This window comes from Streptomyces sp. NPDC058678 (assembly GCF_042714835.1).
Taxonomy (GTDB): Bacteria; Actinomycetota; Actinomycetes; order Streptomycetales; family Streptomycetaceae; genus Streptomyces.
Genome location: NZ_JBHXSG010000020.1, coordinates 33,521 through 59,076 on the forward strand (window position 1 = coordinate 33,521; position 25,556 = coordinate 59,076).

General features: G+C 71.2%; 24 protein-coding genes and 1 pseudogene. 11 read left to right on the forward strand and 14 right to left on the reverse strand.

Annotation, left to right across the window (positions count from 1 at the left end; all coding sequences use genetic code 11):
• Positions 1–52: 52 nt before the first annotated feature.
• The 13 genes from ACFWWR_RS19635 to ACFWWR_RS19695 all read right to left on the reverse strand — a co-directional run bounded on the left by ACFWWR_RS19635 (position 53) and on the right by ACFWWR_RS19695 (position 14,096).
• Positions 53–1,924, reverse strand: a complete 1,872-nt coding sequence (locus ACFWWR_RS19635; RefSeq protein WP_383863482.1) for a glycosyltransferase — start codon at positions 1,922–1,924, stop codon at positions 53–55.
• Positions 1,921–2,949, reverse strand: a complete 1,029-nt coding sequence (locus ACFWWR_RS19640) for a UDP-glucuronic acid decarboxylase family protein (RefSeq protein ID WP_383863485.1) — start codon at positions 2,947–2,949, stop codon at positions 1,921–1,923. The genes ACFWWR_RS19635 and ACFWWR_RS19640 overlap by 4 nt, the downstream gene beginning before the upstream one ends.
• Positions 2,950–3,267: 318 nt before the next feature.
• On the reverse strand, positions 3,268–4,680 hold the full coding sequence (gene aspA, locus ACFWWR_RS19645; RefSeq protein WP_383863488.1) for an aspartate ammonia-lyase: 1,413 nt from the start codon (positions 4,678–4,680) through the stop codon (positions 3,268–3,270).
• 193 nt (positions 4,681–4,873) lie between these two features.
• A complete protein-coding gene (locus ACFWWR_RS19650; protein ID WP_384304428.1) occupies positions 4,874–5,890 on the reverse strand; it encodes an asparaginase in 1,017 nt (338 codons plus the stop codon).
• Between the two features lie 32 nt (positions 5,891–5,922).
• Complete coding sequence (locus ACFWWR_RS19655; protein ID WP_384304431.1) at positions 5,923–7,365, reverse strand: amino acid permease; 1,443 nt, start codon at positions 7,363–7,365, stop codon at positions 5,923–5,925.
• The gene (locus tag ACFWWR_RS19660; RefSeq protein ID WP_383863647.1) at positions 7,362–8,039 is read right to left on the reverse strand and encodes a FadR/GntR family transcriptional regulator; all 678 of its coding nucleotides are present in this window, start codon (positions 8,037–8,039) and stop codon (positions 7,362–7,364) included. The genes ACFWWR_RS19655 and ACFWWR_RS19660 overlap by 4 nt, the downstream gene beginning before the upstream one ends.
• A 175-nt stretch (positions 8,040–8,214) precedes the next feature.
• Positions 8,215–9,051, reverse strand: a complete 837-nt coding sequence (locus ACFWWR_RS19665; RefSeq protein WP_384304432.1) for an undecaprenyl-diphosphate phosphatase — start codon at positions 9,049–9,051, stop codon at positions 8,215–8,217.
• Between the two features lie 130 nt (positions 9,052–9,181).
• On the reverse strand, positions 9,182–9,556 hold the full coding sequence (gene crcB / locus ACFWWR_RS19670; protein WP_383863650.1) for a fluoride efflux transporter CrcB: 375 nt from the start codon (positions 9,554–9,556) through the stop codon (positions 9,182–9,184).
• The gene (locus ACFWWR_RS19675) at positions 9,553–9,933 is read right to left on the reverse strand and encodes a DUF190 domain-containing protein (protein WP_383863497.1); all 381 of its coding nucleotides are present in this window, start codon (positions 9,931–9,933) and stop codon (positions 9,553–9,555) included. The genes crcB (ACFWWR_RS19670) and ACFWWR_RS19675 overlap by 4 nt, the downstream gene beginning before the upstream one ends.
• A complete protein-coding gene (gene crcB / locus ACFWWR_RS19680) occupies positions 9,930–10,385 on the reverse strand; it encodes a fluoride efflux transporter CrcB (protein ID WP_383863500.1) in 456 nt (151 codons plus the stop codon). The genes ACFWWR_RS19675 and crcB (ACFWWR_RS19680) overlap by 4 nt, the downstream gene beginning before the upstream one ends.
• A 165-nt stretch (positions 10,386–10,550) precedes the next feature.
• A complete protein-coding gene (locus ACFWWR_RS19685) occupies positions 10,551–11,513 on the reverse strand; it encodes an SMP-30/gluconolactonase/LRE family protein (RefSeq protein ID WP_384304434.1) in 963 nt (320 codons plus the stop codon).
• A 67-nt stretch (positions 11,514–11,580) separates the two neighbouring features.
• Positions 11,581–11,868: an ArsR family transcriptional regulator gene (locus ACFWWR_RS19690; RefSeq protein ID WP_383863506.1), complete on the reverse strand. Its 288-nt coding sequence runs from the start codon at positions 11,866–11,868 to the stop codon at positions 11,581–11,583.
• Between the two features lie 206 nt (positions 11,869–12,074).
• Positions 12,075–14,096 carry a beta-galactosidase gene (locus tag ACFWWR_RS19695; protein ID WP_384304437.1) on the reverse strand — a complete coding sequence of 674 codons (2,022 nt, stop codon included), beginning with the start codon at positions 14,094–14,096 and terminating at the stop codon, positions 12,075–12,077.
• A 198-nt stretch (positions 14,097–14,294) separates the two neighbouring features.
• Here ACFWWR_RS19695 and ACFWWR_RS19700 point away from each other — a divergent pair, with 198 nt between their 5' ends.
• From ACFWWR_RS19700 to ACFWWR_RS19710, 3 genes are all read left to right on the forward strand, one after another.
• The gene (locus ACFWWR_RS19700; RefSeq protein WP_383863512.1) at positions 14,295–15,326 is read left to right on the forward strand and encodes a LacI family DNA-binding transcriptional regulator; all 1,032 of its coding nucleotides are present in this window, start codon (positions 14,295–14,297) and stop codon (positions 15,324–15,326) included.
• Between the two features lie 695 nt (positions 15,327–16,021).
• Positions 16,022–16,366 (forward strand): VOC family protein, encoded by a 345-nt coding sequence (locus ACFWWR_RS19705; RefSeq protein WP_383863518.1) that lies wholly within the window; start codon positions 16,022–16,024, stop codon positions 16,364–16,366.
• A gap of 86 nt (positions 16,367–16,452) precedes the next feature.
• Positions 16,453–16,839, forward strand: a complete 387-nt coding sequence (locus tag ACFWWR_RS19710; RefSeq protein ID WP_384304440.1) for a MarR family winged helix-turn-helix transcriptional regulator — start codon at positions 16,453–16,455, stop codon at positions 16,837–16,839.
• A 109-nt stretch (positions 16,840–16,948) separates the two neighbouring features.
• On the opposite strand, the gene ACFWWR_RS19715 is transcribed toward ACFWWR_RS19710, so the two are convergent.
• On the reverse strand, positions 16,949–17,797 hold the full coding sequence (locus ACFWWR_RS19715; protein WP_383863524.1) for a LysR family transcriptional regulator: 849 nt from the start codon (positions 17,795–17,797) through the stop codon (positions 16,949–16,951).
• A gap of 388 nt (positions 17,798–18,185) precedes the next feature.
• Between ACFWWR_RS19715 and ACFWWR_RS19720 the strand changes: the two genes are divergently transcribed.
• The 8 genes and pseudogenes from ACFWWR_RS19720 to ACFWWR_RS19755 all read left to right on the forward strand — a co-directional run bounded on the left by ACFWWR_RS19720 (position 18,186) and on the right by ACFWWR_RS19755 (position 25,516).
• Entirely contained in the window at positions 18,186–18,890 is a 705-nt protein-coding gene (locus ACFWWR_RS19720) for an alpha/beta hydrolase (RefSeq protein ID WP_383863527.1), read from the forward strand.
• Entirely contained in the window at positions 18,887–19,726 is an 840-nt protein-coding gene (locus ACFWWR_RS19725; RefSeq protein ID WP_384304442.1) for a sulfurtransferase, read from the forward strand. The genes ACFWWR_RS19720 and ACFWWR_RS19725 overlap by 4 nt, the downstream gene beginning before the upstream one ends.
• A complete protein-coding gene (locus tag ACFWWR_RS19730; RefSeq protein WP_384304445.1) occupies positions 19,723–20,604 on the forward strand; it encodes an ABC transporter permease in 882 nt (293 codons plus the stop codon). Before ACFWWR_RS19725 ends, ACFWWR_RS19730 begins: the two co-directional genes overlap by 4 nt.
• A 5-nt stretch (positions 20,605–20,609) precedes the next feature.
• The gene (locus tag ACFWWR_RS19735) at positions 20,610–21,326 is read left to right on the forward strand and encodes an ABC transporter ATP-binding protein (protein WP_383863536.1); all 717 of its coding nucleotides are present in this window, start codon (positions 20,610–20,612) and stop codon (positions 21,324–21,326) included.
• Positions 21,323–22,291 carry an ABC transporter substrate-binding protein gene (locus ACFWWR_RS19740; protein WP_383863539.1) on the forward strand — a complete coding sequence of 323 codons (969 nt, stop codon included), beginning with the start codon at positions 21,323–21,325 and terminating at the stop codon, positions 22,289–22,291. Before ACFWWR_RS19735 ends, ACFWWR_RS19740 begins: the two co-directional genes overlap by 4 nt.
• A 13-nt stretch (positions 22,292–22,304) precedes the next feature.
• A pseudogene (locus ACFWWR_RS19745) lies at positions 22,305–23,404 on the forward strand (LLM class flavin-dependent oxidoreductase).
• Positions 23,405–23,414: 10 nt separating this feature from the next.
• Positions 23,415–24,413: an ABC transporter substrate-binding protein gene (locus tag ACFWWR_RS19750; protein WP_383863545.1), complete on the forward strand. Its 999-nt coding sequence runs from the start codon at positions 23,415–23,417 to the stop codon at positions 24,411–24,413.
• On the forward strand, positions 24,410–25,516 hold the full coding sequence (locus ACFWWR_RS19755; protein ID WP_383863548.1) for an acyl-CoA dehydrogenase family protein: 1,107 nt from the start codon (positions 24,410–24,412) through the stop codon (positions 25,514–25,516). The genes ACFWWR_RS19750 and ACFWWR_RS19755 overlap by 4 nt, the downstream gene beginning before the upstream one ends.
• Positions 25,517–25,556: the final 40 nt, after the last annotated feature.

The window sequence follows — 25,556 nt, forward strand, 5'->3', positions numbered from 1 at the left end:
TCGTCAGGAAGGAGTGGGACGTTGCGGGCGGGGCTCCGGGCGGCCACTGGCATCAGCCCGGAAGGAATCCCCGCACATAGGTCGGGAACAGCAGCAGTGCGAAAACCAGCGGTACCAGCGCGACGAGCCCCGAGGTCAGCGGCAGGATCGCCGTCCGCAGTGCCCGGTGCGCGCCCACACCCGCGGACCTCGCGGTCTCACGGATGTGCAGCACGCTGACGGCGAGGGTCACCAGCGCGTAGGCGAGGGAGCCGAGGAGACACAGGAACACGTAGCCGATCGCGGGGCCGGTCAGCTGGCCGATCACGGCCGCGCCGGACAGGACGGTGGTGATCAGCAGATAGGGGAGCATCAGGCGCATCGGCAACGGCTCCATGCCGTCACGGACCTTGGGCGTCACCTTGAAGACGACCTGCCGCGGCCGCAGGCGCTGCGTCAGTGCGGCCGCGGCTCCCCAGGCCACGTACGGCCAGCGGGTCAGCCCGAACAGCCAGCCCTCCCAGCTCAGCAGCGGCGCGTCGACGGGCCGCAGCAGGCCGCGCCTGCGGAGCAGCACGGTGAGCAGGATCAGGAAGAACGACATGGCCCAGAAGTGCAGGAGGAACGCTACGTAGTTGACGTTGATCCACGGGTGGCCGGTGACCGCGGCGATGGGCGGCAGCAGCAGGCCGGCGGTGGTCGTCAGCGCGAGCAGGGGATAGTACGAGAGGGCGAACGCGAACCGGACCCTCAGCCGGCCGGGCATGCGCCGCAGATGCTTCGGGAGCATACCCAGCAGCATGTACACCAGGCTCCGCGACCACTGGAACTCCTGCGTCACCATGGCGGCGAAGGTGAGGGGGCCGTCGCCGTGCGCCTCCGCGTCGATGGCGAACGCCCCGTGCCAGCCCGCCGAGTTCATCAGGAACGTCGTCGAGAAGTCCTCGGCCAGCTCGGGGCCGAGCCCGCCGATGTCCTGCAGGGCCCGGGTCCGTACGGCGTAGTGGGAGCCGATGCACAGCGGTGCCAGACCGTCGGAGTGGCCCAGTTGCATCGGTCCGTGGAAGGTGGCCTCGCGGTGCAACCGTCCGCGTGCCGACCACGATGTGCGGGCGTTGGCGTCGCACACGCTGGGGGCTGCGACGTAGCCCACGGCCGGATCGGCGAAGGGCCGGGCCACTTCCGCCAGGTAGCGGGGGTGGGGCACGTGGTCGACGTCGAGCTGGGCGACCACGTCGTAGTCGCTGTATCCCCAGCGGTCGTAGAAGTGCGCGAGGTTTCCCTCCTTGCACCGGGTGCGACGGGGCCAGGCGTCCCGGTGGTAGGACGCGACACCGCGGCGGCAGGACACCCGCACGGCGTTGGCCTCGCACCAGTCCAGGATCTCGCGGCTCGGGTCCTCGTCGCACAGCCATACGTCGTAGGGGTGCGGGAAGTCCTGGCGCAGCATCGCGGTCAGGGTGGTGCGGGCGACCCGCCAGGGCTCCGACGGTGCCCGGGTCACGACGAACGCGGTCCGCAGCCGGGGCACCTCGACGGCCGGGTCGAAGGTGCGCAGTCGCACCATCACGACGACGAAGTACAGCGGCAGCACCGACAGGTACAGCAGGAGGGCGCTGTTCACCACGAATCCCGCCCAGCCGACCCGGTGTTCCGGGCGCAGCCACCACGCCCAGAAGCAGACGAGGGCGGTCCACCAGCACACCGCGAGCAGGGACACCTTCATCCGGTCCAGGCGTCCCAGCCGGGGAATCCAGGACGCGGGCCCCGGCGTGACCGGTCTGCGTGGCTTGCCGAAGACCGGTCCGTCGGACGCTACGTCGACGACGTTGCCCGACGAGATGACCCACAGGTGGGTCCTCAGCGTCGCGCCGTCGGTGTCCGGCAGGCCCGGACCACCGTCCAGGGCGGTGCCGCGGGCGTGGCCGGGATCCGTCTGGGTCACGACGCGGCGGTGGTCGCGCCGACCGGGCAGGACTCCGCGGTGACGACGCCGCCCGGCTGCCCGCCCCGGATCGCGGTGAGAGCGGCGGCGATGTCGTCCGGACGGGCGGCGAACCAGTCCACCGTTCGCCGCAGACCGTCCTCGATGCTCACCTCGGGGCTCCAGCCCAGGCGCTGCGCCGCCCGGGTGATCACCGGCCGACGGCGGGTCGGATCGTCGACCGGCAGCGGATGGAACTGGACGTCGGCCTGGGATCCCGTCAGTTTCAGGACCAGTTCGGCGAGTTGCAGAACCGTCAGTTCGACGGGGTTGCCGAGATTGACCGGCCCGGGTTCGTCATGGTCGATCATGGCGACGATTCCGCGCACCAGGTCGTCGACGTAGCAGAAACTGCGGGTCTGTTTTCCGTCGCCGTAGACGGTCAACGGCTCTTGGGCCAGCGCCTGGACGACGAAGCTGGAGACGACGCGGCCGTCGTGCGGGCGCATGCGCGGACCATAGGTGTTGAAGATCCGTACGATTCCCGTGTTCGTTCCGCGGTTCGTCCGGTAGGCCTGGGTCAGCGCCTCGGAGAACCTTTTCGCCTCGTCGTAGACGCTGCGCGGGCCGATGGGGTTCACATGGCCCCAGTACGTCTCGTCCTGGGGGTGCACTTCGGGGTCTCCGTACACCTCGCTCGTGGAAGCCAGGACGAAGCGGGCGTCGTGGCGTGCCGCCAGTCGCAGGGCGTTCTCCGTGCCGCGGCTGCCCACGGCGAGCGTTTCCAGCGGACGGGCGAGGTAGTCGGGAGGCGAGGCGGGGCTGGCCAGATGGGCGACCGCGTCGACGGTCCCCCACACCTCGACCGACCGGCTGACGTCACCGCGGACGAGTTCGAAAGCCGGGTCTCCGAGAAAGGTCGCGATGTTCGCGGGAGTGCCGGTCGAGAAGTCGTCGAAGCACACGACCTCGTCACCGCGCCGAAGGAGTGTTTCGCATAGATGCGAACCGAGAAAACCGCCGCCACCTGTCACGGCCACACGCATGAATTCTCCTGGACTCGCCGAAGGGATTCCATCGCTCCGCCCGGCGCAGGGTGTACGGGGATCGTTCACCGGGTCAGGAGACGACCCTTTTCGAGGGCCGCGTAATTCAGCATATGAGCGTAAATAGCACTTTCCGGAGTGTGGCGACACGGGCTGGGCCGATCAGCCGGTACCGCACGAGGGCGACTGCCTCCCGCCATCCCGTCACCACTCGGATGTGAAGGGCGCACCACCCCGGCGTGGTTCATCCCTTGGTGTGACGACACCGCGTGTCGGCCCGGCGCGGCACGCCGGTGTCGCACCCGCGGGTGCCGTTCGTCAGACGGCCGGCGCCGTGCCGCTGCCGGCGAGCACCTCCGGGCGGAGCAGGTCCGCCAGGCGTTCGGCGGGCAGCAGACCCTTCTCGAGGACCAGCTCGGCAACGCCCCGGCCGGTGGCCAGGGCCTCCTTGGCGATGTCGGTGGCGGCCGTGTACCCGATGTGCGGGTTGAGGGCGGTGACCAGGCCGATGGAGTTCTCCACGCTCGCCCGCAGGGCCTCGGTGTTGGCGGTGATGCCGTCCACACAGCGTTCGGCGAGGGTGAGGCAGGCGGCACGCAGGTGGGTGATGGACTCCGACAGGGAGTGCAGGATGATCGGCTCGAAGGCGTTCAGCTGGAGCTGTCCGGCCTCGGCGGCCATGGTGATGGTGACGTCGTTGCCGATCACCTCGAAGGCGACCTGGTTGACGACCTCGGGGATCACCGGGTTGACCTTGCCGGGCATGATGGACGAACCGGCCTGCACGGGCGGCAGGTTGATCTCGCCGAGGCCGGCGCGCGGCCCGGAGGACAGCAGGCGCAGGTCGTTGCAGCTCTTGGAGAGCTTGACGGCGATCCGCTTGAGCACGCCGGACATCTGGACGAACGCGCCGCAGTCCTGAGTGGCTTCGACCAGGTTGGCTGCGGTGACCAGCTGGAGGCCGGTGATCTCGGCGAGGTGGCGGCGGGCCGACTCGGCGTACCCGGCGGGTGCGTTGAGGCCGGTGCCGATCGCCGTGGCGCCCAGGTTGATCTCATGGATCAACTCGACGGCCTCGGCGAGACGGCTGCGGTCCTCGTCAATCATGACGGCGTATGCGGAGAACTCCTGCCCCAGCGTCATGGGCACCGCGTCCTGCAACTGTGTACGGCCCATCTTGAGGACCTCGCGGAACTCGACGGCCTTGCGGGCGTAGGCGTCCTGCAGTACGGACATCGCCGTGAGCAGTCCACGTACCGCGAAGACCGTCGCGATCTTGACGGCGGTCGGGTAGACGTCATTGGTGGACTGGCCGAGGTTGACGTCCTCGTTGGGGTGCAGGTGCCGGTACTCCCCCTTGGCGTACCCGAGCAGTTCCAACGCCCGGTTCGCGACGACCTCGTTGGCGTTCATGTTCGTCGAGGTGCCGGCGCCGCCCTGGATGACGTCGACGACGAACTGGTCGTGCAGCTTGCCGTCACGTATCTCGCGGCAGGCCTCGACGATGGCGGCGGCCTTCCTCGGCTCCAGCAGGCCGAGCTCCTCGTTGGCGAGGGCGGCGGCCTCCTTGACGGCGGCGAGGGCGTCGATCAGGTGCGGATAGGCGGAGATCCGGGTGCCGGTGATGGGGAAGTTCTCGGTGGCGCGCAGGGTGTGAACACCCCAGTACACGTCGGCGGGGACGTCACGGTCGCCGAGGAGGTCGTGCTCGGTGCGGGTGATGGCGGACATGAGGGTGCGGGTCCTCTTTCTGAGGGGGAGGGTGAGGAAGTGGCGGACGGTACGGGTCCGGCGGTACCTGGGCAGGCCGAGCGATACGACACCGGCCGCGGCGGACGCCCCTAGGGGCGCGGGGAACTGCGCGACCAGACCCGACGCAGCCGGTCGAACACAGTCACCCCGACGTCGCTCAGCCGACCTGCCATCAGGCGCAGGCCGACAACGTCACGGGGTCGAGCGCCCGTACCGGGCGTACCCAGCCGACCGGTTCGCCGCCGCCGAGCAGTGGCTCCCCCGCGAACTCGGCGAGCGCCAGAGGGTCGACACCCGCCCGGGCAAGCGCCGCCGCGGCGACCGGCACGCGCGCCCGGTTCGCCCCGTCCGCGATCTTCACGGCGACCGCGCGGCCATCCGGGAGGGCCGCGACCTGGACGCCCTCGAACCCGTCCTTGGCGAGCAGGCCCGGCACGGCCCGCATCAGCGCGGCCACGTCCCGGCCGGACCCGGACGCCATCTCGGCGTGCTCGCGCATCGCGTCGGCGACACGCGACTCCGGGGTGCCGGACGGGGCCGTGGTGATCCGGGCGGCGGCACGCGCAAGGCCGTGCAGCGAGACGGAGAACAGCGGCGCACCACAACCGTCGACGGTCACCCGCGCGACGCGCTGCCCGGTGAGGTCCTCGACGATCTCGGCGATCGCCTGCTGGAGCGGGTGCCCGGGGTCGATGTAGTCGTCCAGGGACCAGCCGTTGAGCTTGCAGAGGTACAGCATGGCCGCGTGCTTGCCGGAGCAGTTCTGGGCCAGCCGGGAGGGCATCCTGCCGTCCCGGATCCAGTCGTCCCGGACTACCGGATCGAAGGGCAGGTCGGTGACGTTGCGCAGGTGGTCCTCGGTGAGTCCGGCGAGCTCCAGGATCCGCCGGGCACCGGCGAGGTGGCGTTCCTCGCCCGAGTGGCTGGCCGCGGCGAGCGAGAGCAGCTCGCCGTCGAGCGGGAGTCCCGCCCGGACCATGGCGACGGCCTGGACCGGCTTGAGGGCCGAGCGGGGGTAGAAGGCGGCCTCGATGTCGCCCAGTTGGAAGTGGACCTGGCCGTCGGCGTCGAGGACGACGACGGAGCCGTAGTGGATGCCTTCCACGACCCCGCCGCGTATGAGGTGGGCGACGGGAGCGTGGAGGGGCTCACGGATCAGGGGTGCGTCCGCGACGGAACTGTTGTGCATCACTGCCTGGGTGTGGTCGGCCGGCGCGTGCATCACGCGCCGGCTCCGGTGGTGGACTTGCGCGCGGTACGGCCGCGGACGGCGAACCATCCGACGACCAGCGCCCCGCCGATCAGCGGGAGGCACAGCACGGTGGTGCGGCCGGCGCCGCCGTCGGCGTACATGAGGACCAGGACGGAGGCGAGGAAGACCAGCGTCACGAGCTCGGTCCAGGGGGAGCCCGGCAACCGGTAGGAGGGGCGGGACAGTTCGCCCTTCTGCGTCTTCTGCCAGAACACCAGGTGGCAGACCATGATCATGCCCCAGGTGGAGAGGATGCCGATCGCGGCGAAGTTGAGCACGATCTCGAACGCGTCGGCGGGGACGACGAAGTTGAGGCCGACGCCGAGGACGCAGATGCCGCTGGTGAGCAGGATGCCGCCGTAGGGCACCTGGCTGCGGCTCATCACGCCCGTGAACTTCGGGGCGGAGCCGGACATCGCCATGGAGCGCAGGATGCGTCCGGTGGAGTACAGGCCGGAGTTGAGCGAGGACATGGCCGCGGTGAGGACGACGAGGTTCATCACGCCGCCGGCCGCCGGGATGCCGATGTTGGACAGCACGGTCACGAAGGGGCTCTCGCCGGCGGTGTACTTGTTCCACGGGAGCAGCATGGACAGCAGGACGACCGAGCCGACGTAGAACAGACCGACCCGCCACATGATCGAGTTGATCGCCTTCGGCATGATCTTCTCGGGGTTCTCGGTCTCGCCCGCCGCGACTCCGACCAGCTCGACGGAGGCGTAGGCGAAGACGACGCCCTGGATGATCAGCAGCATGGGCAGCAGGCCGTGAGGGAAGACGCCGCCGTTGTCGGTGATCAGGGACGGGCCCGGCTGGTGCCCGTCGACCGGGTGCTGGGTGACCAGCAGGAAGATGCCGATGAGCATGAAGGCGACGAGCGCGCCGACCTTGATGATCGCGAACCAGAACTCCAGTTCGCCGAACATCTTCACGGATATGAGGTTCACGGTGAGGACGACGGCGAGCGCGACGAGCGCGATCACCCACTGCGGGATGTCGGAGAACATGCCCCAGTAGTGGGTGTAGACGGCCACGGCGGTGATGTCGGCGATGCCGGTGGTGGCCCAGTTGAGGAAGTACATCCAGCCCGCGACGTAGGCGCCCTTCTCACCGAGGAACTCACGGGCGTACGACACGAAGGCACCGGACGAGGGCCGGTACAGGACGAGTTCGCCGAGCGCGCGGACGACCAGGAAGGCGAAGAGGCCGCAGACCGCGTAGGCGACGAAGAGGGAGGGCCCGGCGTCGGCGAGGCGGCCGCCTGCGCCGAGGAAGAGGCCGGTGCCGATGGCCCCGCCGATGGCGATCATGTTGACGTGCCGGGACTTCAGGGACTTGCTGTAGCCGGCGTCTCCGGCGTCGACGTGCGCGGTCTGTTTGCGGGTCGCCTCTTGGAGGTGCTGCTCGCTCACGCCTCGGGTCCGCCTTCCAGGGGGGTGTCCGCGCCCTGCGGGCGCACGATGTCGGTGAGGGTCGTCTCGACGCGGTCGAGGTGGTGGGCCATGGCTTCCACCGCGTCGGTCTCGGAACCGTCGATCAGCGCCTCGACGATCGCGCGGTGCTCACGGTTGGACTGCTCACGCCGGCCACCCAGTTCGTTGAGGAACGCCGACTGGCGGGCCAGTGCGTCGCGGATCTCCTCGATGACCCGGCGGAAGACCGGGTTCTGGGCGGCCTCGGCCACGCCGAGGTGGAACAGCGTGTCCATCGCGACCCACGCGGTCGTGTCGGTCTCCCGCTCCATCCGGTCCAGGAGGTGGGCCAGGTGGTCGAGGTTCTCCGCGGTGCGGCGCCGGGCCGCGTACCCGGCGACCGGGATCTCGACATGGCGGCGCACCTCCAGCAGGTCGCTCGCCGCGTAGTCGCCGAACGTGGGGTCCTCGACGGCGCTCGCGACCACGAAGGTGCCCTTGCCGGTCTTGGAGACGGTCAGCCCCATGGTCTGCAGGGCCCTGAGGGCCTCGCGCAGCACGGGGCGGGAGACCTCGAGGGTGCGGCACAGCTCGGCCTCGGAGGGGAGCTTGTCGCCGATCGCGTACTCGCCGCGCTCGATGGCGCCGCGCAGATGCCCGAGCACCGCTTCCATGGCACTGATCCGCCGCGGGCCCTGACTGGCTGTCTGGCTGTCTGACAGGTTCACGGGAGTGATACTCCGGGGGCCGCGAGGCCCCTGTCAAGGTTTCCGAAACAACGAATTCACGGGGCGCGACGCCTGAAAGAGGCCCCACACCCCGTGCGGGCGACCGCCGGGCCGCCGAAGGTCAGCTGCTCAGCCCGCCCGTGGCCAGCAGGCCGAACAGCAGCACGCCCACGACGATCCGGTAGACCACGAAGGCGTTGAAGGAGTGCTTGGCGACGAACCTCAGCAGCCAGGCGATGGACGCGTAGGCCACGCCGAAGGAGACGACGGTCCCGACGGCGAGCGGCGCAGCGCCCACACCGGCCCCGAGGGCGTCCTTGAGTTCGTACAGGCCCGCTCCGGTCAGGGCGGGGATGCCGAGGAAGAACGACAGCCGGGTGGCGGCCACGCGGTCCAGGTCCAGGATCAGCGCCGTGGACATGGTGGCGCCGGAGCGCGAGAAGCCCGGGAAGAGCAGGGCGAGGATCTGTGAACTGCCCACCAGCATGGCGTCCTTGAACGAGGTGTCGTCCTCCCCGCGCTTGTGCCGGCCCATCTGGTCCGCCGCCCACATCACCCCGCTGCCGACGATCAGCGAGCCCGCCACGACCCACAGCGAGGCGAGCGGTCCTTCGATGAGCGGCTTGGCGGCCAGTCCGACGGCCACGATCGGAATGGTCGCGCAGATCACCCACCAGGCGAACTTGTAGTCGTGGTGGTAGCGCTCCTCCTTGTCCACCAGCCCGCGGCCCCACGCCGAGACGATCCGCACGATGTCCTTGAAGAAGTACACCAGCACGGCGGCGATTGCCCCGACCTGGATCACGGCCGAGAACCCGACGACGGAGTCGTCGTCGACCGGGATGCCCATCAGCCCCTCGACGATCTTCAGATGGCCCGTGGAGGACACGGGCAGGAACTCGGTCACCCCCTCGACGGCTCCGAGGACGACGGCCTGACCGACACTGATGACGCTCATGGGATCCAGTTCTGCTCAGGAGGCGGGTGCGGCTCTTCTCAGGGGAGCGGGCTCTGTCTTACTACACGCGGACGAGAGCCGGACTGCACGTGGACGCCGGCCGAGTTGTCCGCGAGCCACAGCCGAGCGCCTACGCCCACACCGCCTGAGCCACCGCCACGCCCAGGAAGGCCGCCCCCAGACCAGCGGCCACGCTCCCGATCACGTTGACGGCGGCGTAGAACCCCGCCCCCGACTCGGCCAGCCGGAGCGTCTCGTACGAGAAGGTCGAGTACGTCGTCAGTGCCCCGCACAGGCCGGTGCCCAGAAGCAGCTGGAGGTGGGAACCGGCGGCTCCCGAGGCCGCCGCGCCGGCCAGCAGGCCGAGGATCAGACAGCCGGTGAGGTTCACCGCGAAGGTGCCCCAGGGGAAGACCGAGTCGTGCCGGGACTGCACCGCCCGGTCGGTGAGGTAGCGCAGCGGGGCACCGACCATGGCACCCGCGACGACCAGCAGCCAGTTCACAACCACCTCTTACCCTTCGCGCCCGGATCGCCCTTTTCGTCCTCCCGGCCGACGTACCTGATGACCTCGCAGTCGTCGAGGATCACCAGTCCCTCGGTGACGAGTTCGTCGAGCTGCGGCAGGAACGCCCGTACCCGCTCCTCGTCGTCCACGATCACGACGGCCACCGGCAGGTCCTCGCTCAGGGACAGCAGCCGGGAGGTGTGGATCAGGGAGGAGGCGCCGAAGCCCTCGATGCCGCGGAAGACGCTGGCGCCCGCGAGACCGGCCCCGTGGGCGCGGTGCACGATCTCGCTGTAAAGGGGCTTGTGGTGCCAGGTGTCGTGTTCGCCGACGAAGACGGTCACCCGCAGGGCGCTGCCGGTCAGCCTCGTCATGCCTGCCTCCACTTCAGGGCGCGCCTGGTGGCCGCGACGGCGAGCCACACCGCGGTGAGCGCCGCGACCAGGGTGGCGAAGAGGTAGGCCAGCCCCGTGCGGGGATGGCCGGAGTCGACCAGCTTCTGGATGTCGACCGCGTACGTCGAGAAGGTGGTGAAGCCGCCGAGCACACCGGTGCCGAAGAAGGGGCGGACGAGCCGGTGAGCGGCCCACACGTCGGTGATGACCACCATGAACACGCCGATGACGGCACAGCCGACGACATTGGTCCAGAAGGTCGCCCAGGGGAATCCGCCCGGCTGGGCGGGCCACCACAGTGAGGCCGCGTACCGGGCGGTGGCGCCGAGGGCACCGCCGAGCGCGACCACCGCGACGACCGGCGCCTGGCCGCGCCAGAGGGGCTGCCGTGCGGCGGGTGCACGGAGGCTGTCGGTCCGCTGGGCTGTCATGGTCGTACGTCTCCTACTCGCCGGGGCCCTGGCGTACGGGCGTGCTCCATCGCAAGTAGGGACCGTTGGCGGCGTCCGAGCCGCGGTTCGGGTACGGCGGGCCCCACCGCCGCGCCGCGTGGTGATCGCGGCTGGTCAACAGCGTAACCCCGGTGCGCGCCCGGGTCACTTCGTGTTCGGCGCCTCGCAGACCGCGATGCCGGGCTCCCACAGGCTGCCCAGGATCAGGTGGCCGGCGGTCTCGCAGACGCTGGTGACCATGCGGAAGCCGGAGCGGCGGCGGGTGAGGTGGTGGACGATCTCGCCGCGGTCGTCGACCGCGAGGATGCCGATCGTGCCGGAGGGACGGAAGGGGGCGCGCACCGCGATGCGGGCGGCGGTGCGGCGGACGTCGGGGGTGCCGCGGTGCAGCAGGTCGAGGGGCGGGACGCGGGGTCCGGCCAGTGGGACCCAGATCGGGCCGTCCGGTGCGCCGCGCCAGAGGTTGTCGGGCATGCCCGGGAGGTCCTCGACGAAGGGTTCGGCGCGGCCCGCCTTCGGCCCGGCGAGCCAGTACCGGGTCAGCCGGTAGGCGCCCGTCTCGGCGACGACCAGGAAGGTCTCGTCGGCGCTCGGCGCGAGGCCGTTGGCGAACTGCAGCCCCTCCAGCAGGACTTCGGGCTCGTCACCGCCCGGGGCCAGGCGCAGGAGCCGACCGGTGCCGGTGCGCTCGACCAGGTCGCCGATCCACTCCTCGAGGGGGTAGCGGCGGCTGGAAACCGTGAAGTACACGCTTCCGTCGGAGAGGGCGACCACGTTGCTGCAGAAGCGCAGCCGCTCCCCGGCCAACGAGGCGGCGAGGACCCGCACCGTGCCGTCGGTGAGGTCCACGCCCAGCAGTCCGCGTTCGGCGTCGCAGACCAACAGGGCGTCGTCGGGGAGGAGTTGGAGGCCGAGCGGCCTGCCGCCGGTCCTGGTGAGCACCTCGACGCGGGTCGTGGCGGGGTCCGTCAGTCCGTCCAGGCGCAGGATCCGGCCGTCCTGGACGCCGGTCAGCACGCGGCCGCGGGCGTCGGCCACCACGTCCTCGGGGCCGCGGCCGCCGATCGCCACGTAGTGGCGGGGAAGCAGAGCCGTGGGACGGTTCATGCGCGACTGCCCTTCGCTGTCGGGGGCGGATCCTCCTCGCAGGCGAGTACCCCCGCGGGCGGGTCGCCTACCAGCCCTTTTCGAACATGCGAGCCACCTCGGCGATCCGCATCTCGTCGCGCCGGTAGTGGGTGCGGCGCCGGATCCGCGTGGTGCGCAGCAGGCCGATGTCCGCGAGCAGGTCGAGGTGGGTCTCGGCGACGGCGCGGCGGACCCCGAGTTTCCCGGCGACGGCGTCGGCAGTCACCCCGTCCGTCACAGGATCGCCGTACGGCTGCGGCGGGAAGTGCGCGGCCGGGTCCTTCAGCCATTCCAGGATGACAAGACGCTTCTCGCCGGTGGGAGTCCTCAGCATCACATCACGTTCCCCTCCGTCCGGGCTCCTCGTACAGCGTCTTCCCACTGTGACGCAGCCGATGCGCCCGCGTACGGGACTCCGCAACGTTGTCCGGTACCGAACTCCCTTGCGGGGAGGGGTCGTTCGGCACACGACTACGCCTGGCGAGGCGAGGCCCCCTCCGCCCGCGGCTCGTGCGCTCGCACGGGCGGAGGGGAGTCGGTTCAGCCGTCGAGTCGTACGACGCGTACGGCCCCTGCCGGGATCCCGAGGCGGCCCGCGGCGCGTTCACCGGTCAGCAACTCGGTGCCGTCGGCTTCCAGCGGCACCTTGACGTCCGTGGCGGTGTGGTTGATCGCGAACAGGTAGGTGCCGGACTCGCCGGCCCGGCGCACCACCTCGACGTCGCGGGGCAGGTCGGCGCGGGTGCCGAGGTCGGCGTCCTCGACGGCCCAGCCCAGCAGCGCGTCCAGGCCCTCGGCGGTCAGGCGCGTGGAGACGTACCAGGCGGTGCCCTCGCCGACGCGGTGCCGGGTGACGGCCGGGTGGCCGGCGGTCAGGCCGTCGGCGTACGTCCACACGGTCTCGGCGCCGCGCGGCACCACGAACTCGGTCCACACGTCCGCTGTGAGCTCGGAGCCGTCGGAGCCGGTGATGCGCACCAACTGGTCCTTCAGCAGCGGCGAGAACTCCTCGACGGTCAGGCCGAGTACGTCCCGCAGCGCCCCCGGGTAGGCGCCCTCGTGCACGGCGTCGTGCTCGTCGACGATGCCGGAGAAGTAGGACACCACGAGGGTGCCGCCGTTCTGGACATACTCCTTGACGTTGCGGCCTGCTGCCTCCGTCATCAGGTACAGCGCGGGCACGACGACAAGGGGATAGGCCGACAAGTCGGCTTCCGGGTGGGCGAAGTCGACGGTGAGGTGGCGGTCGTAGAGGGCCTCGTAGAAGGCGTCGGCGCGCTCGCGCGGGTCGTGGTCCTCGCTCGGGCGCCACTGGAGGTTCTGCGCCCACCAGGAGTGCCAGTCCCACAGGACCGCCACGTCGGCGACGGTGCGGGTGCCTCGGACGGTGCTCAACGAGTCCAGGGACGCGCCGAGTTCGACCACCTCACGCCACACACGGGTCTCCGTGCCACCGTGCGGGACCATCGCCGAGTGGAACTTCTCGGCGCCGCGCCGCGACTGACGCCACTGGAAGAACATGGCACCCTCGGAGCCGCGCGCCACGTGCGCGAGTGAGTTGCGGGCCATCTGGCCGGGGGCCTTGGCGGGGTTGCGGGGCTGCCAGTTGATGCCCGAGGTGGAGTGCTCGAGCAGCAGCCACGGGGCGCCGCCCGCGACGGAGCGGGTCAGATCGGCGGCCATCGCGAGGTTGACGTGGGTGCGGCGGCCGTCGGTGATCAGGTAGTGGTCGTTGGTGACCAGGTCGACCTCGCGGCCCCAGGCCCAGTAGTCGACGGAGTCGCACTGGCTGAGCGCGGTCATGAAGTTGGTGGTGACCGGGATGCCGGGCGAGAGGCGGTGCAGGATGTCCCGCTCCCTGCAGAAGTTCTCGCGCATGGTGGCGTCGGCGAACCGCTTGTAGTCCAGCGCCTGGCCCGGGTTGCCGACCGTGGGTGCCGTGCGCGGCGGGTTGATCTGGTCGAGGCAGGCGTAGCGCTGACCCCAGAAGGCGGTGCCCCAGGCCTCGTTGACGGCGTCGACGGTCCCGTAGGTCGTGGCCAGCCAGCGGCGGAAGTGGGCGGCGCACGACTCGCAGTAGCAGGCGGACACCGGGACGCCGTACTCGTTGTGCACGTGCCACATGGACAGCGCCGGGTGCCCGGCGTAGCGCTCGGCGAGCCGGGTGGTGATGTTCGCGGCGGCCGCGCGGTAGTCGGCGTTGCTGTGGCAGATCGCGCCGCGCGAACCGAACGCGAGGCGGATGCCGTCGGCCGTCACGGGCAGCGCGTCGGGGTGGGCGCCGTAGAACCAGGCCGGGGGCACCACGGTGGGCGTGCCGAGGTCGACGCGTACGCCGTTGTCGTGCAGCAGGTCCAGGAGGCGGTCCAGCCAGCCGAAGTCGTACGTGCCGGGTGCGGGCTCCAGCAGCGCCCAGGAGAATATCCCGACGCTCACCATGGTGACGCCGGCCTCCCGCATCAGCCGTACGTCCTCCTCCCAGACGCTCTCGGGCCACTGCTCCGGGTTGTAGTCCCCGCCGAAGGCGAGCCTGGTGAGGCCCCTGGGGGTGGTCTCCGGCATGGATCTCTCCCGTTTCTGATGGTTGGGAACGTGCACACACGACGTCAGCAGCGTGCGGCCCAAGATAACCGCACTAGGGTGAGGCTTGCCAAAGTTCTGCATGCGAAGTGTGCTGTGCACGATCACAGGCGGTGGTCGCACCTCGTGGTCATCCCGTGGACAGGGCTGCCGTCATCGGCCCGCCAGGGCCTTAGAGTCGTGACCATGAACAGTGCGGGGGGCCGGCGGAGAGCGCCGACGATCCACGACGTGGCGCGGGAGGCAGGGGTCTCACGCGGCACCGTCTCACGCGTGCTCAACGGAGGGCACTACGTCAGCCCCGCCGCCCAGGAGGCGGTCAACGCCGCCATCCGCAAGACGGGGTACGTCGTCAACCGGCACGCGCGTTCGCTGATCACCGGGCGTTCCGACTCGGTGGGCTTCCTGCTGAGCGAGCCGCAGGAGCGGTTCTTCGAGGACCCCAACTTCAACGTCCTGTTGCGCGGCTGCACCCAGGCGCTGGCCGCCCACGACATTCCGCTGCTGCTGATGCTGGCCGGCACCGAGGGTGAGCGGCGGCGCATCACGCGCTACATCACCGCCGGGCACGTCGACGGGGTGCTGCTGGTCTCCAGCCACTCCGGCGACCCGATCGCCGAGGAGCTGCGTGCGGCGGGCGTGCCACTCGTGGCGTGCGGCAAGCCGATCGGGCTCGGTTCCCGGGTGAGCTACGTCGCGGCCGACGACCGGGACGGCGCCCGGGACATGGTGCGCCACCTGCTGTCCCTGGGCCGCCGCCGCATCGGCGTGGTCACCGGCCCGCTGGACACGCCGGGCGGTGTCGAGCGCCTCGCCGGGTACCGGGAGGTGCTCACCGAGGCGGGTGTCGCGATCGACGAACGGCTCGTCGTCTCCGGCGACTACAGCCGGGCCAGCGGCGAGGCGGGCGGCGAACGACTGCTCGCGCAGGCCCCGGACGTGGACGCCGTCTTCGTCGCCTCCGACCTGATGGCGCAGGGCGTCCTGACGGCGCTGGAGCGGGCGGGGCGGCGGGTGCCGGACGACGTGGCGGTGGGCGGCTTCGACGACTCGCCGGCCGCCCTGGCCTCCCGGCCCGAGCTGACGACGATCCGGCAGCCCTGGGACCGCATCAGCGCCGAGATGGTCCGGGTGCTGCTGGCGCAGATCGGGGGCGAGGACGCGGCGGCGGTGATCCTGCCGACGGAGTTGGTGAAGCGGGAGTCGACCTGAGACATCGGTCCGGGCTCGTGACCTAGTGACCTGAGGCTCAGACCGGGGCCGTGACCGAGGCCAGGAACATCGGCATCGCCACGATCAGCCGGTCTCCCGCCGCGTTCCCGCCGCTTCGAGGTCCGGCCGTCGACCCGCTCCCGGCTCGCCGTCCGGGCGGCGCACACACCTCGGCAGACTGCTCGGCGGCGGCAGGGCATCCAGGCCGGTGAGGAACGTCGCCCGCACCTCTACGCGCAGGCCGCCAAGCCCCGTCCGACCCCTCACGTGCTGCGGTACCGGAAGCAGGCGCACCGCACGGGACCCCGCTGGTCGGCGCCGCCACGGCACCTACGACCTCGTGTGGGACCTCGTGCGGATGGCCCTCACGCTGCGCGGCAAGGAGGCCGGATGTCGCTGGACGCGATCCGCACCATGTAGCGCCACCGTCCGCCGTGAGGTGCCCAGGCGGGAGGCCGACGTCCTGCGACCCCGATATCGCTGCGGCGCGGGCCTCGCCGACCTGGTCGAGTGCTCGCTCGGCTGCGAGCACGAGGATCTGCCCGCGTGCCACCCCACCCTTCCGGCGTGCAGTCGGGTGACCCGGCAGTTGCGCGACAACCGGTCAGGATCGGAGAAGCCGCTCCCCGCTCCCCCGGCCTAGCGTGGGACCACCGACGAAATCCGTCGGTCCGCGCAGCACCGAGGAGCCCGCCATGACCGCCGGCCTCAACACGATCGTCTACCCCGTCAAGGACATCGCCCGGGCGAAGGCCCTGTTCAGCGCCCTGCTGGAGGTCGAGCCCTACGCGGACGAGCCCTACTACGTCGGCTTCAAGGACGCCGGCCAGGATGTCGGCCTGGACCCGAACGGACACGCCAAGGGCATGACCGGCCCCGTCCCCTACTGGCACGTCGCCGACATCCGGGGCCGGCTCGCCGCCCTGCTCGACGCGGGCGCCGAACTGCTCCAGGACGTCCAGGAGGTCGGCGGCGGCAGGATGATCGCCTCGGTGAAGGACGCGGACGGGAATCTCGTCGGGCTCGTCCAGGACTCCTGAGCCGTTTGCCCCGTGCGGTCCTGATCCAGAACGCCCGAGCCGCTCCCTCCGCCCGGATGTCGATGCACACGCATTAACATTGGTGTATGGCAGTGAACGCGGCCGGTGCCCGGCTCGAAGAACAGTGGCGGGACATCCTGTCGGTGCACGCGCGCACGATGTGCGAGATCGACCGTGCGCTGCACCCGCACGGGCTGGGTGCGAGCGACTTCGAGGTCCTCGACATGCTCGCCGCCGAGGCGCCCGCGGAGGGCGACCAGTGCCGGGTGCAGAACCTTGCCGGCCGGGTGCATCTCAGCCAGAGCGCGCTGTCCCGCCTCATCGGACGCCTGGAGAAGGACGGACTGGTGGAGCGCTCGGTCTGCATGGAGGACCGGCGGGGCGTGTGGGTCGCCCTGACCCGCAAGGGGCGCGACCTGCACGCTGAGGTGCTGCCGCTGCAACGCGAGGTGCTGGCCCGCACGCTGAGCTGACGCCGGACCGGTCCGCCTCGCCGCGCCTTCGCCTCGAAGCGTCTCCGTCCGCCGTGCCTCCGCCTCTTGGCGCCTCGGGGCCTCGGGGCGTCCACCTCCGCACCTCCGCTCAGCGCAGCAGATCCCGTACGGCGGCGAAGGCGGCCTCGACCGTGGCCGGATCCGCCCCGCGACGGGCCAGCGCACTCATCGGGATCGGGGTGACCGCCGGGAGGCCCCCGTACGGAGTCAGGCCGTCGGGGGCGGGGCCCACGGCGGCGAGCAGGGCAACGCCCTGGCCGGTGCGGGCGATGTCGAGGACGCCAGCGAGGTAGCCGGCGTCTCCTACGACCGTGGCGGGCACGCCCTGCGCGGCGAGGGTGGAGATGGCCCGGCGGCGGATCGCACAGGGGTCCTCGATCGCGACCAGCGGGACGGCGGCCGGTGCGGGCGGCGGCTCCCAGCCGGGGACGGCGTGCCAGGTGAGAGGGAGGCCGCCGACGGGGGTGCCCTCGGTGGCGGCGGCCTCCGTGACGTACACCGCCACGTCTACGCTGCCGCGTTCCACGGCCTCGACGAGGCGGGCGGAACGGTCGATGCGGAAGCGGACCCGGCAGCCCGGCCGCACCTCCTGCACTGCGGCGGTGAGCCGGGGCAGGAACTGGTCGGCGGCGTGCTCGGTGGAGCCGACGGTGACGGTGTCGCCGTCGGATTCCAGCAGGGTGCGTACGGCTTCGTCGTGCACGGCGAGGATGCGGCGGGCCTGTTCCAGCAGCCGACGGCCCTCGGGGGTGAAGCGCGTGCCGCGTCCCTCGCGTTCCACGACGGGCCGGCCCAGGGTCTTCTCCAGTTTCCGGACGTGCTGGCTGACCGCCGACTGGCTCAGGGACAGGGTCCGGGCGGCGCGGTGGAAGCCGCCGCAGTCGGCGATCGCGGTCAGGCTGCGCAGGGCCACGATGTCGAGGACGGGTTGGGGCATGCCGTGACACTAACGGCCATCAGGGACCGATCGCGATGGCTGATCGGTTTCGATGCGGAATCGTCGTTGGACGCGGTCCGCCGCCGCCGGTCATGATGGGCGCATGTTGCACGCGACCGCTTCTGCTGCCCTGCTGACGCAGCGCCGAGTCATCGACTTCGGCGTGGCGTGCAGCGCGCGCTGTCGCTGACCTCCCGCCGCTCACCGGCGTCTCTCCGCTAGCCGCGTCGATCAGGTCCCCGTTTCGCTGACACGTGACAGTCGCCGTCGGCTGGCCTTTTCCGATCGCATCCCCCTTCCCGGAATGCTCTGCACCCAAGCGCCCTGCGTGGTCGTGCCTTGCCCGGAAATGCCCCTGCCCCTGCCCCGAAACGGGAGCTGCCCCCTCATGCCCTCATCCTTCTCCTGGGACGAACCCGAAGGTCTCGCCGCGCGTGGCACGTTGATCGTGCTGGCCGGCCGGGGTGAACACGGCGGCGTGTACGAGCGGTTCGGCCGCCGGCTCGCCTTCGACGCCTACCGGGTCCGTGCCCTCGGCGACCCGTCCACCGATCCGTCCGTGCTCGACCAGGTGGCGAAGCTGCTCGCCGACGAGTCGCTGCCCGGCCCGAAGGTGCTGGTCGGCTCGGACACGGGAGCCCGATACGCCGCCCAACTGGCCGCCGAGCAGATCCCGGGCCTCGACGCCCTGATCCTGGCCGGTCTGCCCACCACGCCCTGGACGGCGGGGAGTTGGGAGGCGGAGGTCGAGGCCCGCACCGCCTGCCCCACCCACCGGTCCCGCCTCGCCGAGGACCCCGGGTTCCGGCGCGGGGCACTCGACGAACACCCGGAGCTGCCCGAGCTGCGTCTGGACCTCGTGCGGGTTCCCGTACTCGCGCTGCACGGCCGGGAGGACAGGGTGAGCCCTCTCGCCCAGGCACTGGACGCCTACGCGGGGCACCCGCTGGTACGGACGGTGACCTTCAACGGCGGCCGGCACGACGTCCTCAACGACGCGCTGCACCGCACGACCGCCGCGACCGTCGTGCTGTTCCTGGAGCGGCTGCGCCTCTCCCCCGAGCTTCCCACGATCGCGGAGGGCCCGGCATGACCGTCACCACCAGCGTCCCCGAACTCCGCGACCTGCTCGCCTCCGGCACTCCCCCGGTCGTCCTCGACGTCCGCTGGGCGCTGGGCGATCCGCACGGTCGCGACCACTACGCCGAGGGCCATATCCCGGGCGCGGTGTACGTCGACCTCGACACGGAACTGGCCGCTCCGCCGAGCCCGGAGGGCGGCCGGCATCCGCTGCCCCGGATCGGGGACCTGCAGGACGCGGCACGCCGGTGGGGCATCGGGCAGGGCCGACGCGTCGTCGTCCATGACGACTTGGGCAACACCGCCGCGGCTCGCGCCTGGTGGCTCCTGCGGTACGCGGGGCTCGCCCGGGTCACCCTCCTCGACGGGGCACTCGGCGCCTGGCGAGCGGCCGGGCTGCCGCTTGAGTCCGGGATCCCGGCCGACCCGCCGCCCGGAGAGGTCGTGCTGCGTCCCGGCGGCCTGCCGGTGACCGATGCCGACGGCGCCGCCGAACTAGCCGCCTCCGGGCTGCTGTTGGACGCGCGGGCCGCCGAACGGTACTGCGGCGAGGTGGAGCCGGTGGACCCGCGGGCGGGGCACATCCCGGGCGCGGTCTCCGCCCCCACCGGGGAGAACCTCGCGGCGGACGGCACCTTCCTGCCGCCCGAGGAACTGCGCAAGCGCTTCGAGGAGAAGGGCGCCGGCGGGGCATCCCGCGTCGGGGTGTACTGCGGCTCCGGCGTCACCGCCGCCCATCAGATCGCCGCGCTGGAGCTCGCCGGGTTCGAGGCGGTGCTCTTCCCCGGCTCCTGGTCGGCCTGGTCGGCCGATCCCGACCGTCCGGCAGTGAAGGGAAACCACCCATGACGACGAAATCGCCGGCCGCGACGGTACCGCCGCACGAGGCGGCACCCCTGGACACGCCCCCTCCGCCGGGCCGTGTCACGATCCGCGGCACGATCAGGACCGGTCGCCGCCTCACCGTCCCCCGCTCCGTGCGCCGGTCCGCGGGCCCGGTGGGCCTGGTCCTCCTGTGGTTCCTGACCTCGGCCACGGGCCTGCTCCCGGAATCCGTGCTCGCCTCCCCCGTGGACGTCGTACGCCAGGCCCTGGAACTCACCAGGACCGGCGAACTGCCCGACGCCATCGCCGCGTCGGGCCGCCGGGCCGCAGTCGGCTTCCTGATCGGCGCGAGCATCGCGCTGAGCCTGTCCCTGCTGGCCGGGTTGTTCCGGCTCGGCGAGGACGTCATCGACTCCTCGATGGGCATGTTCCGGGCGATCCCCTGGGTGGGACTGATCCCCCTGTTCATCGTCTGGTTCGGCATCGAGGAGACCCCGAAGATCGCGCTCGTCGCACTCGGTGTGACCTACCCGCTGTACTTCAACATCTACGGCGGCATCCGCTCCACCGACGCCCAACTCGTCGAGGCGGCACGGATGATGGGGCTCGGCCGGCTCGGGCTGATCAAGTACCTGATCCTGCCGAGCGCTCTGCCCGGGGCTCTCGTGGGACTCCGGTACGCGCTGTCGACCGCGTGGCTGGCCCTCGTCTTCGCCGAGCAGATCAACGCGGACGCGGGGCTCGGCTATCTGATGAGCAACGCCCAGCAGTACTTCCGTACGGACGTCATCGTCCTGTGCCTCGTCGTGTACGCGCTGCTCGGGCTGGCCTGTGACTTCGCCGTACGGATCCTTTCGCGCCGCCTGCTGACCTGGCGCGCCAACTTCGAGGGCGAGGCGTGAACGTCATGGCCAACAGCGTGGAGACACGAGGGCTTTCGCGGGCCTTCGACGGCAACACCGTCCTGCACGACCTGGATCTCGACATCCGCGAGGGCGAGTTCGTGGCTCTGCTGGGTCACAGCGGCTGCGGCAAGTCGACGCTGCTGCGGATCCTCGCCGGGCTCGACGACGAGATCGGCGGCGAGGTGACCGTGCCCGCCCGCCGCAGTGCCGCCTTCCAGTCGCCGCGGCTGCTGCCCTGGCTGAAGGTGTGGCGCAACGTCGTCCTCGGACTGCCCGGGCGGCCCGACCGGGCGCGGGCCGGCAAGGCCCTCGCCGAGGTCGGCATCGCGGAGCGCGCGGGCGTCTGGCCCAAGACGCTCTCCGGTGGCCAGGCTCAGCGTGTCTCGCTGGCCCGCGCCCTGGTGCGCGAGCCCGAACTGCTGCTCCTGGACGAGCCGTTCGGCGCCCTCGACGCCCTCACCCGGGGCAGGGTGCAGCAGTTGGTCGCCGAGCTGTGGCAGCGGCACGGCTGCGCGATCCTCCTGGTCACCCACGACGTGGAGGAGGCGCTGCTGCTCGCCGACCGGGTCCTGGTGATGGACGAGGGCCGCATCGCCCACGAGCTGACCGTCGACCTGCCCCGCCCCCGCGACCTCACCGCCCCCGAGTTCGTCACCCTGCGCGCCCGCCTCCTCGACTGGCTCGGCGTCACCCGCACCCTGGAAGGAACCCCCTCGTGACACGCAGCATCGCCACCGCCGCGCTGAGCCTCACCGCCCTGCTGGCGCTGACCGCCTGCGGCGCGGACTCCTCGGCGGACGCCTCCGGCAAGGGCCAGGTCACCCTCACCATCGGCGACCAGGCCAAGACCCTCCAGACGATCGTCGCCGCCTCGGACGCTCTGAAGGGCGCCGACTACAAGGTGAAGTGGGCCGAGTTCGAGGGCGCCGCCCCGCTCTACCAGGCTGTGCAGGCGGGTGCCGCGGACACCACGTACTCCGCGGATCTGCCCGCGCTCCAGGCACTGAGCGGCGGGGTGAAGTTCAAGAACGTGGCCGCGCTGAAGAACGACGGCCGGCATGTCGGCATCGTCGTCGGCAAGGACTCCGGCATCGACAGCGTCAAGGACCTCAAGGGCCAGAAGGTCGTGGTGTCCTCGGCGAAAGGCAGCATCTCCGAGTACCTGCTGGCCAACGTGCTCAAGCAGAACGGCCTCAGCTACTCGGACGTGAAGGTGCAGTACCTGCTGCCGACCGACGCACAGGCCGCGTTCGCCTCAGGGAAGATCAAGGCCTGGGCGACCTTCGGTGTCTACCAGGCCGTCGGCCTTGAGCAGGGCGGCAAGCTGCTCGTCGACGGCGCCGACGGGCGGGTCAGCGGCTACGGCTTCGTCGGCGCGTCCGACCAGGTTCTCGCCGACTCCCCGAAGAAGGCCGCGCTCGCCGACTTCCTCAAGCGCCTCGGCACGGCCCTGAAGTGGACGAGCACGCACCAGGACGCGTACGCCAAGGCCATAGAGACCCGCAACGGCGCCGACGCCTCGGTGGCGAAGACACTGGCCTCCGCCGCGTACAGCCAGGTCCTGCCGATCACGGACGACGTGAACACGACCGTCCAGGACGTCGCCGACCTCATGAACGGGATCGGCGTGCTGGAGCCCGAGGTCGACGTGGCGGAGTCGGCCGACACGTCCCTTCTCAACTGATCAGGAGCTGCACATGCCTGTCGAGTTCATCAGCGCCGTCCACACGGACTCCGCGGCCTCGGGCCCGGCCGCCGCGAGCCGCACCGGCTTCGACCCCGCCACCTGCGCAGGTACGCCCGCACCCTCGACGACGGCGGCTTCGACCACACCCTCGTCGCCTACCACTCGGCGTCCCCGGACGCTTTCCAGGTCGCCCAGTTCGTCGCCACCCACACCGAGCGGATCCGCCCGATCCTGGCGCACCGGCCGGGTGTGATCTTCCCGACGCACGCGGCCCGCGCCCTCGCCACCCTCGACCGGATCAGCGACGGCCGGCTGACCGTGCACATCATCTCCGGCGGCAGCGACGAGGAGCAGCGCCGGGAGGGCGACTACCTGGGCAAGGCGGAGCGGTACGCGCGTTCGGACGAGTACATCCAGATCCTGCGGAAGGTGTGGCAGGCCGACGGACCGGTCTCGCACGAGGGCGGGTACTTCACCTTCGAGGGCTACTACTCGGACGTGAAGCCGGTGAACGGGCTGGTGCCCGTCTCGGTGGGCGGCTCGTCCCCGGACGCGTACCGGGTCGGCGGTCAGCAGGGCGACATCTTCGGGCTGTGGGGCGAGCCGCTGAAGGAGACGGCCGAGCAGATCGCCGCCGTCAACGCGGTCGCGGATGCCGCCGGGCGCCCCCGTCCCCGTATCTGGGTGTCGTTCCGCCCGATCATCGCGCCCACCGACGAACTGGCCTGGGAGAAGGCGCACCGCACCCTGGGCCTGCTCAAGGACCAGGCCCGCAACACCGAGCTGCTGCGCCACTACCGCACCAGCGGCCGCCCGGACAACGTCGGTTCGCAGCGCCTGCTGGACATCGCCGAGCGCGGCGAGGTGCACGACCGCTGCCTGTGGACCGCCCCCGCGGCGGCCACCAACGCGGCCGGCGCCTCCACCGCGCTGGTCGGCTCGCCCGAGACGGTGGCGAAGGCGCTGCTCGACTACGTCGACATCGGCTGCGACCTGCTGTCCATCCGGGGCTACGACCCGCTCAACGACGCGATCGACTACGCCCGTCACGTCCTGCCGCTGGTGCGTCAGGAACTCGCCCACCGCGCCGCCACGGCCCAAGCCGCCTGATGGAGATCCCGTGTTGTTCCGTCGCACCCTCCGCACGTCCGCCGCCGCCCTCGCCCTGCTCCTGCCCTTCGCGGCGGCGTGCGGGACCCAGGCACAGGCCGAATCCTCGTCCACCGTCACCCTCCGGGTCGGCGCCACCGGCTGGAAGGTCGAAGAGGCGGTTCTGAAGTACGCCGGTCTCGACGACACGCCGTACAAAGTGAAGTGGAGCCAGTTCCAGGGCGGCGACCAGCAGCTCCAGGCGATCCGCGCCGGGGCCCTCGATCTCGCCTCCTCCAGCGAGATCCCGCCGGTCTTCGCGGCCGCCGACGGCGATCCCAATTTCAAGGTGGTCGCGGTGCAGCGAGGGGCGACCCTCAACCAGGAAGTCGTCGTCCCCAAGGGGTCGAAGGTGACCGACATCGCCGGCCTCAGGGGCAGGAAGGTCGGCTACGTCCAGAACACCACCGCCCACTACTTCCTGTACGAGCTGCTGAAGCAGGCGGGCCTGAAGTGGTCCGACATCGACGCCACACCCCTCCTTCCCAACGACGGCCTGGCGGCCCTGAACGGCGGCAGCATCGACGCCTTCGCCTCCTACGGGACGTCGGTCGTCACCGCCCACCAGCAGGGCGCCACCACGGTCGGCTCGGGCAAGGACATCCTGTCCGGCAACTTCCTGTGGTCGGCGCGGGACGACGTGCTGAAGAGCCCGGAGCAGAAGGCGGCCGCGGCCGATCTGATCGCGCGGATCACCCGGGCGTACGCCTATGTCCGTGACGGCCACGAGGACGGCTTCGCCCAGGTCACCGCCGACGCCACCCACCAGCCGCTCGCCCAGGCCAGGAAGGACCTCGTCGACGCCCAGGCCCAGCGTCCGACACAGGCCCGGACCGTCGGCGCCGACACCATCGCCTCGCAGCAGAAGGTCGCCGACGCCTTCGCCGAACTCGGCGCACTCAAGGAGCACGTGGACGTGAAGTCGTTCTGGTCCACCGGACTCGACGCCGACCTGAGGAAGGCCCTGTGACCGACCGCATCGCCGAACTCGCCACCGGGTACGACCGTTCGGCCGCCTTTCCCGCCGAGTCCCTCCGCATCGCCCACGAGGCGGGGCTGCTCACCGCGACGATCGGCGAACGGTACGGCGGCCGGGGCGCGGGCGTCGAGGAGATCGCCCGGATCCTGCACACGTTGGGGCGGTCCGACCCGTCCGTCGCCCTCATCACGGCGATGACGCTGAACACGCACGCCCGGCAGGCCGTCGAGCCGCACTGGCCGGAGGAGTTGTACGCGCGTGTGGTCAAGGAGTCCATCGAGCGTCCCGTCCTGATCAACCACGCGCGCGTGGAGCCCGAGCTGGGCTCCCCCGCGCGGGGCGGCCTGCCCGCCGCCCTCGCCCGCCGCACGGCGGACGGCTGGTCCCTCGACGGCACCAAGCGGTTCGTGACCGGCGCCGAAGGGCTCGACTGGTTCCTGGTGTGGGCGAGCACCGACGAATCCGAGCCGCGTGTGGGCACCTTTCTGGTGCCCGGCGGCTCGCCCGGCATCGAGATCACCGGACGTTGGGACCAGTTGGGACTGCGCGCCAGCGGCAGCCACGACGTGACCTTCCACAACGTGGAGATCCCGTACGAGCACGTAGTCGGCATCGGCCCGCACGGGCCGGCCGCCGAACAGGACAACCGGGCGGGCGCCGCCCTGCATCTGCCGCTCGCCGCCCTCTACCTGGGCGTCGCCCGCGCCGCGCAGGACGCCTTCCATGCCTTCGCCCGCACACGCGTCCCCGCCAACCTGGGTCACCCGGTGGCCCGTACCGAACGCTTCCGGCGCACCGCCGGGGAGATCGAGGTGCTGCTCGCCGCCGCCGAGCAACTGGTGTTCGACGGGGCCGCGCGGGTCGGCGCCGGGGACACCTCGTACCGCCCCGAACAGGCCCTGGGCGCGCGGGTGCTGGCCGACCGGCACGGCGTGCGGGCGGTGGAGCTGGCCGTACGGCTGCTGGGCAACCCTGGGCTGGCCCGCGGCAACCCGCTGGAGCGGCACTTCCGGGACATCCAGTGCGCGCCCGTGCACGCGCCCCAGGAGGACATCTCGCTGATCGCGATCGGAACGCGGGTCCTGGACGAATGACCAGGACGAACGAGCAACGCCTGGATAACGCAAGCGCTGA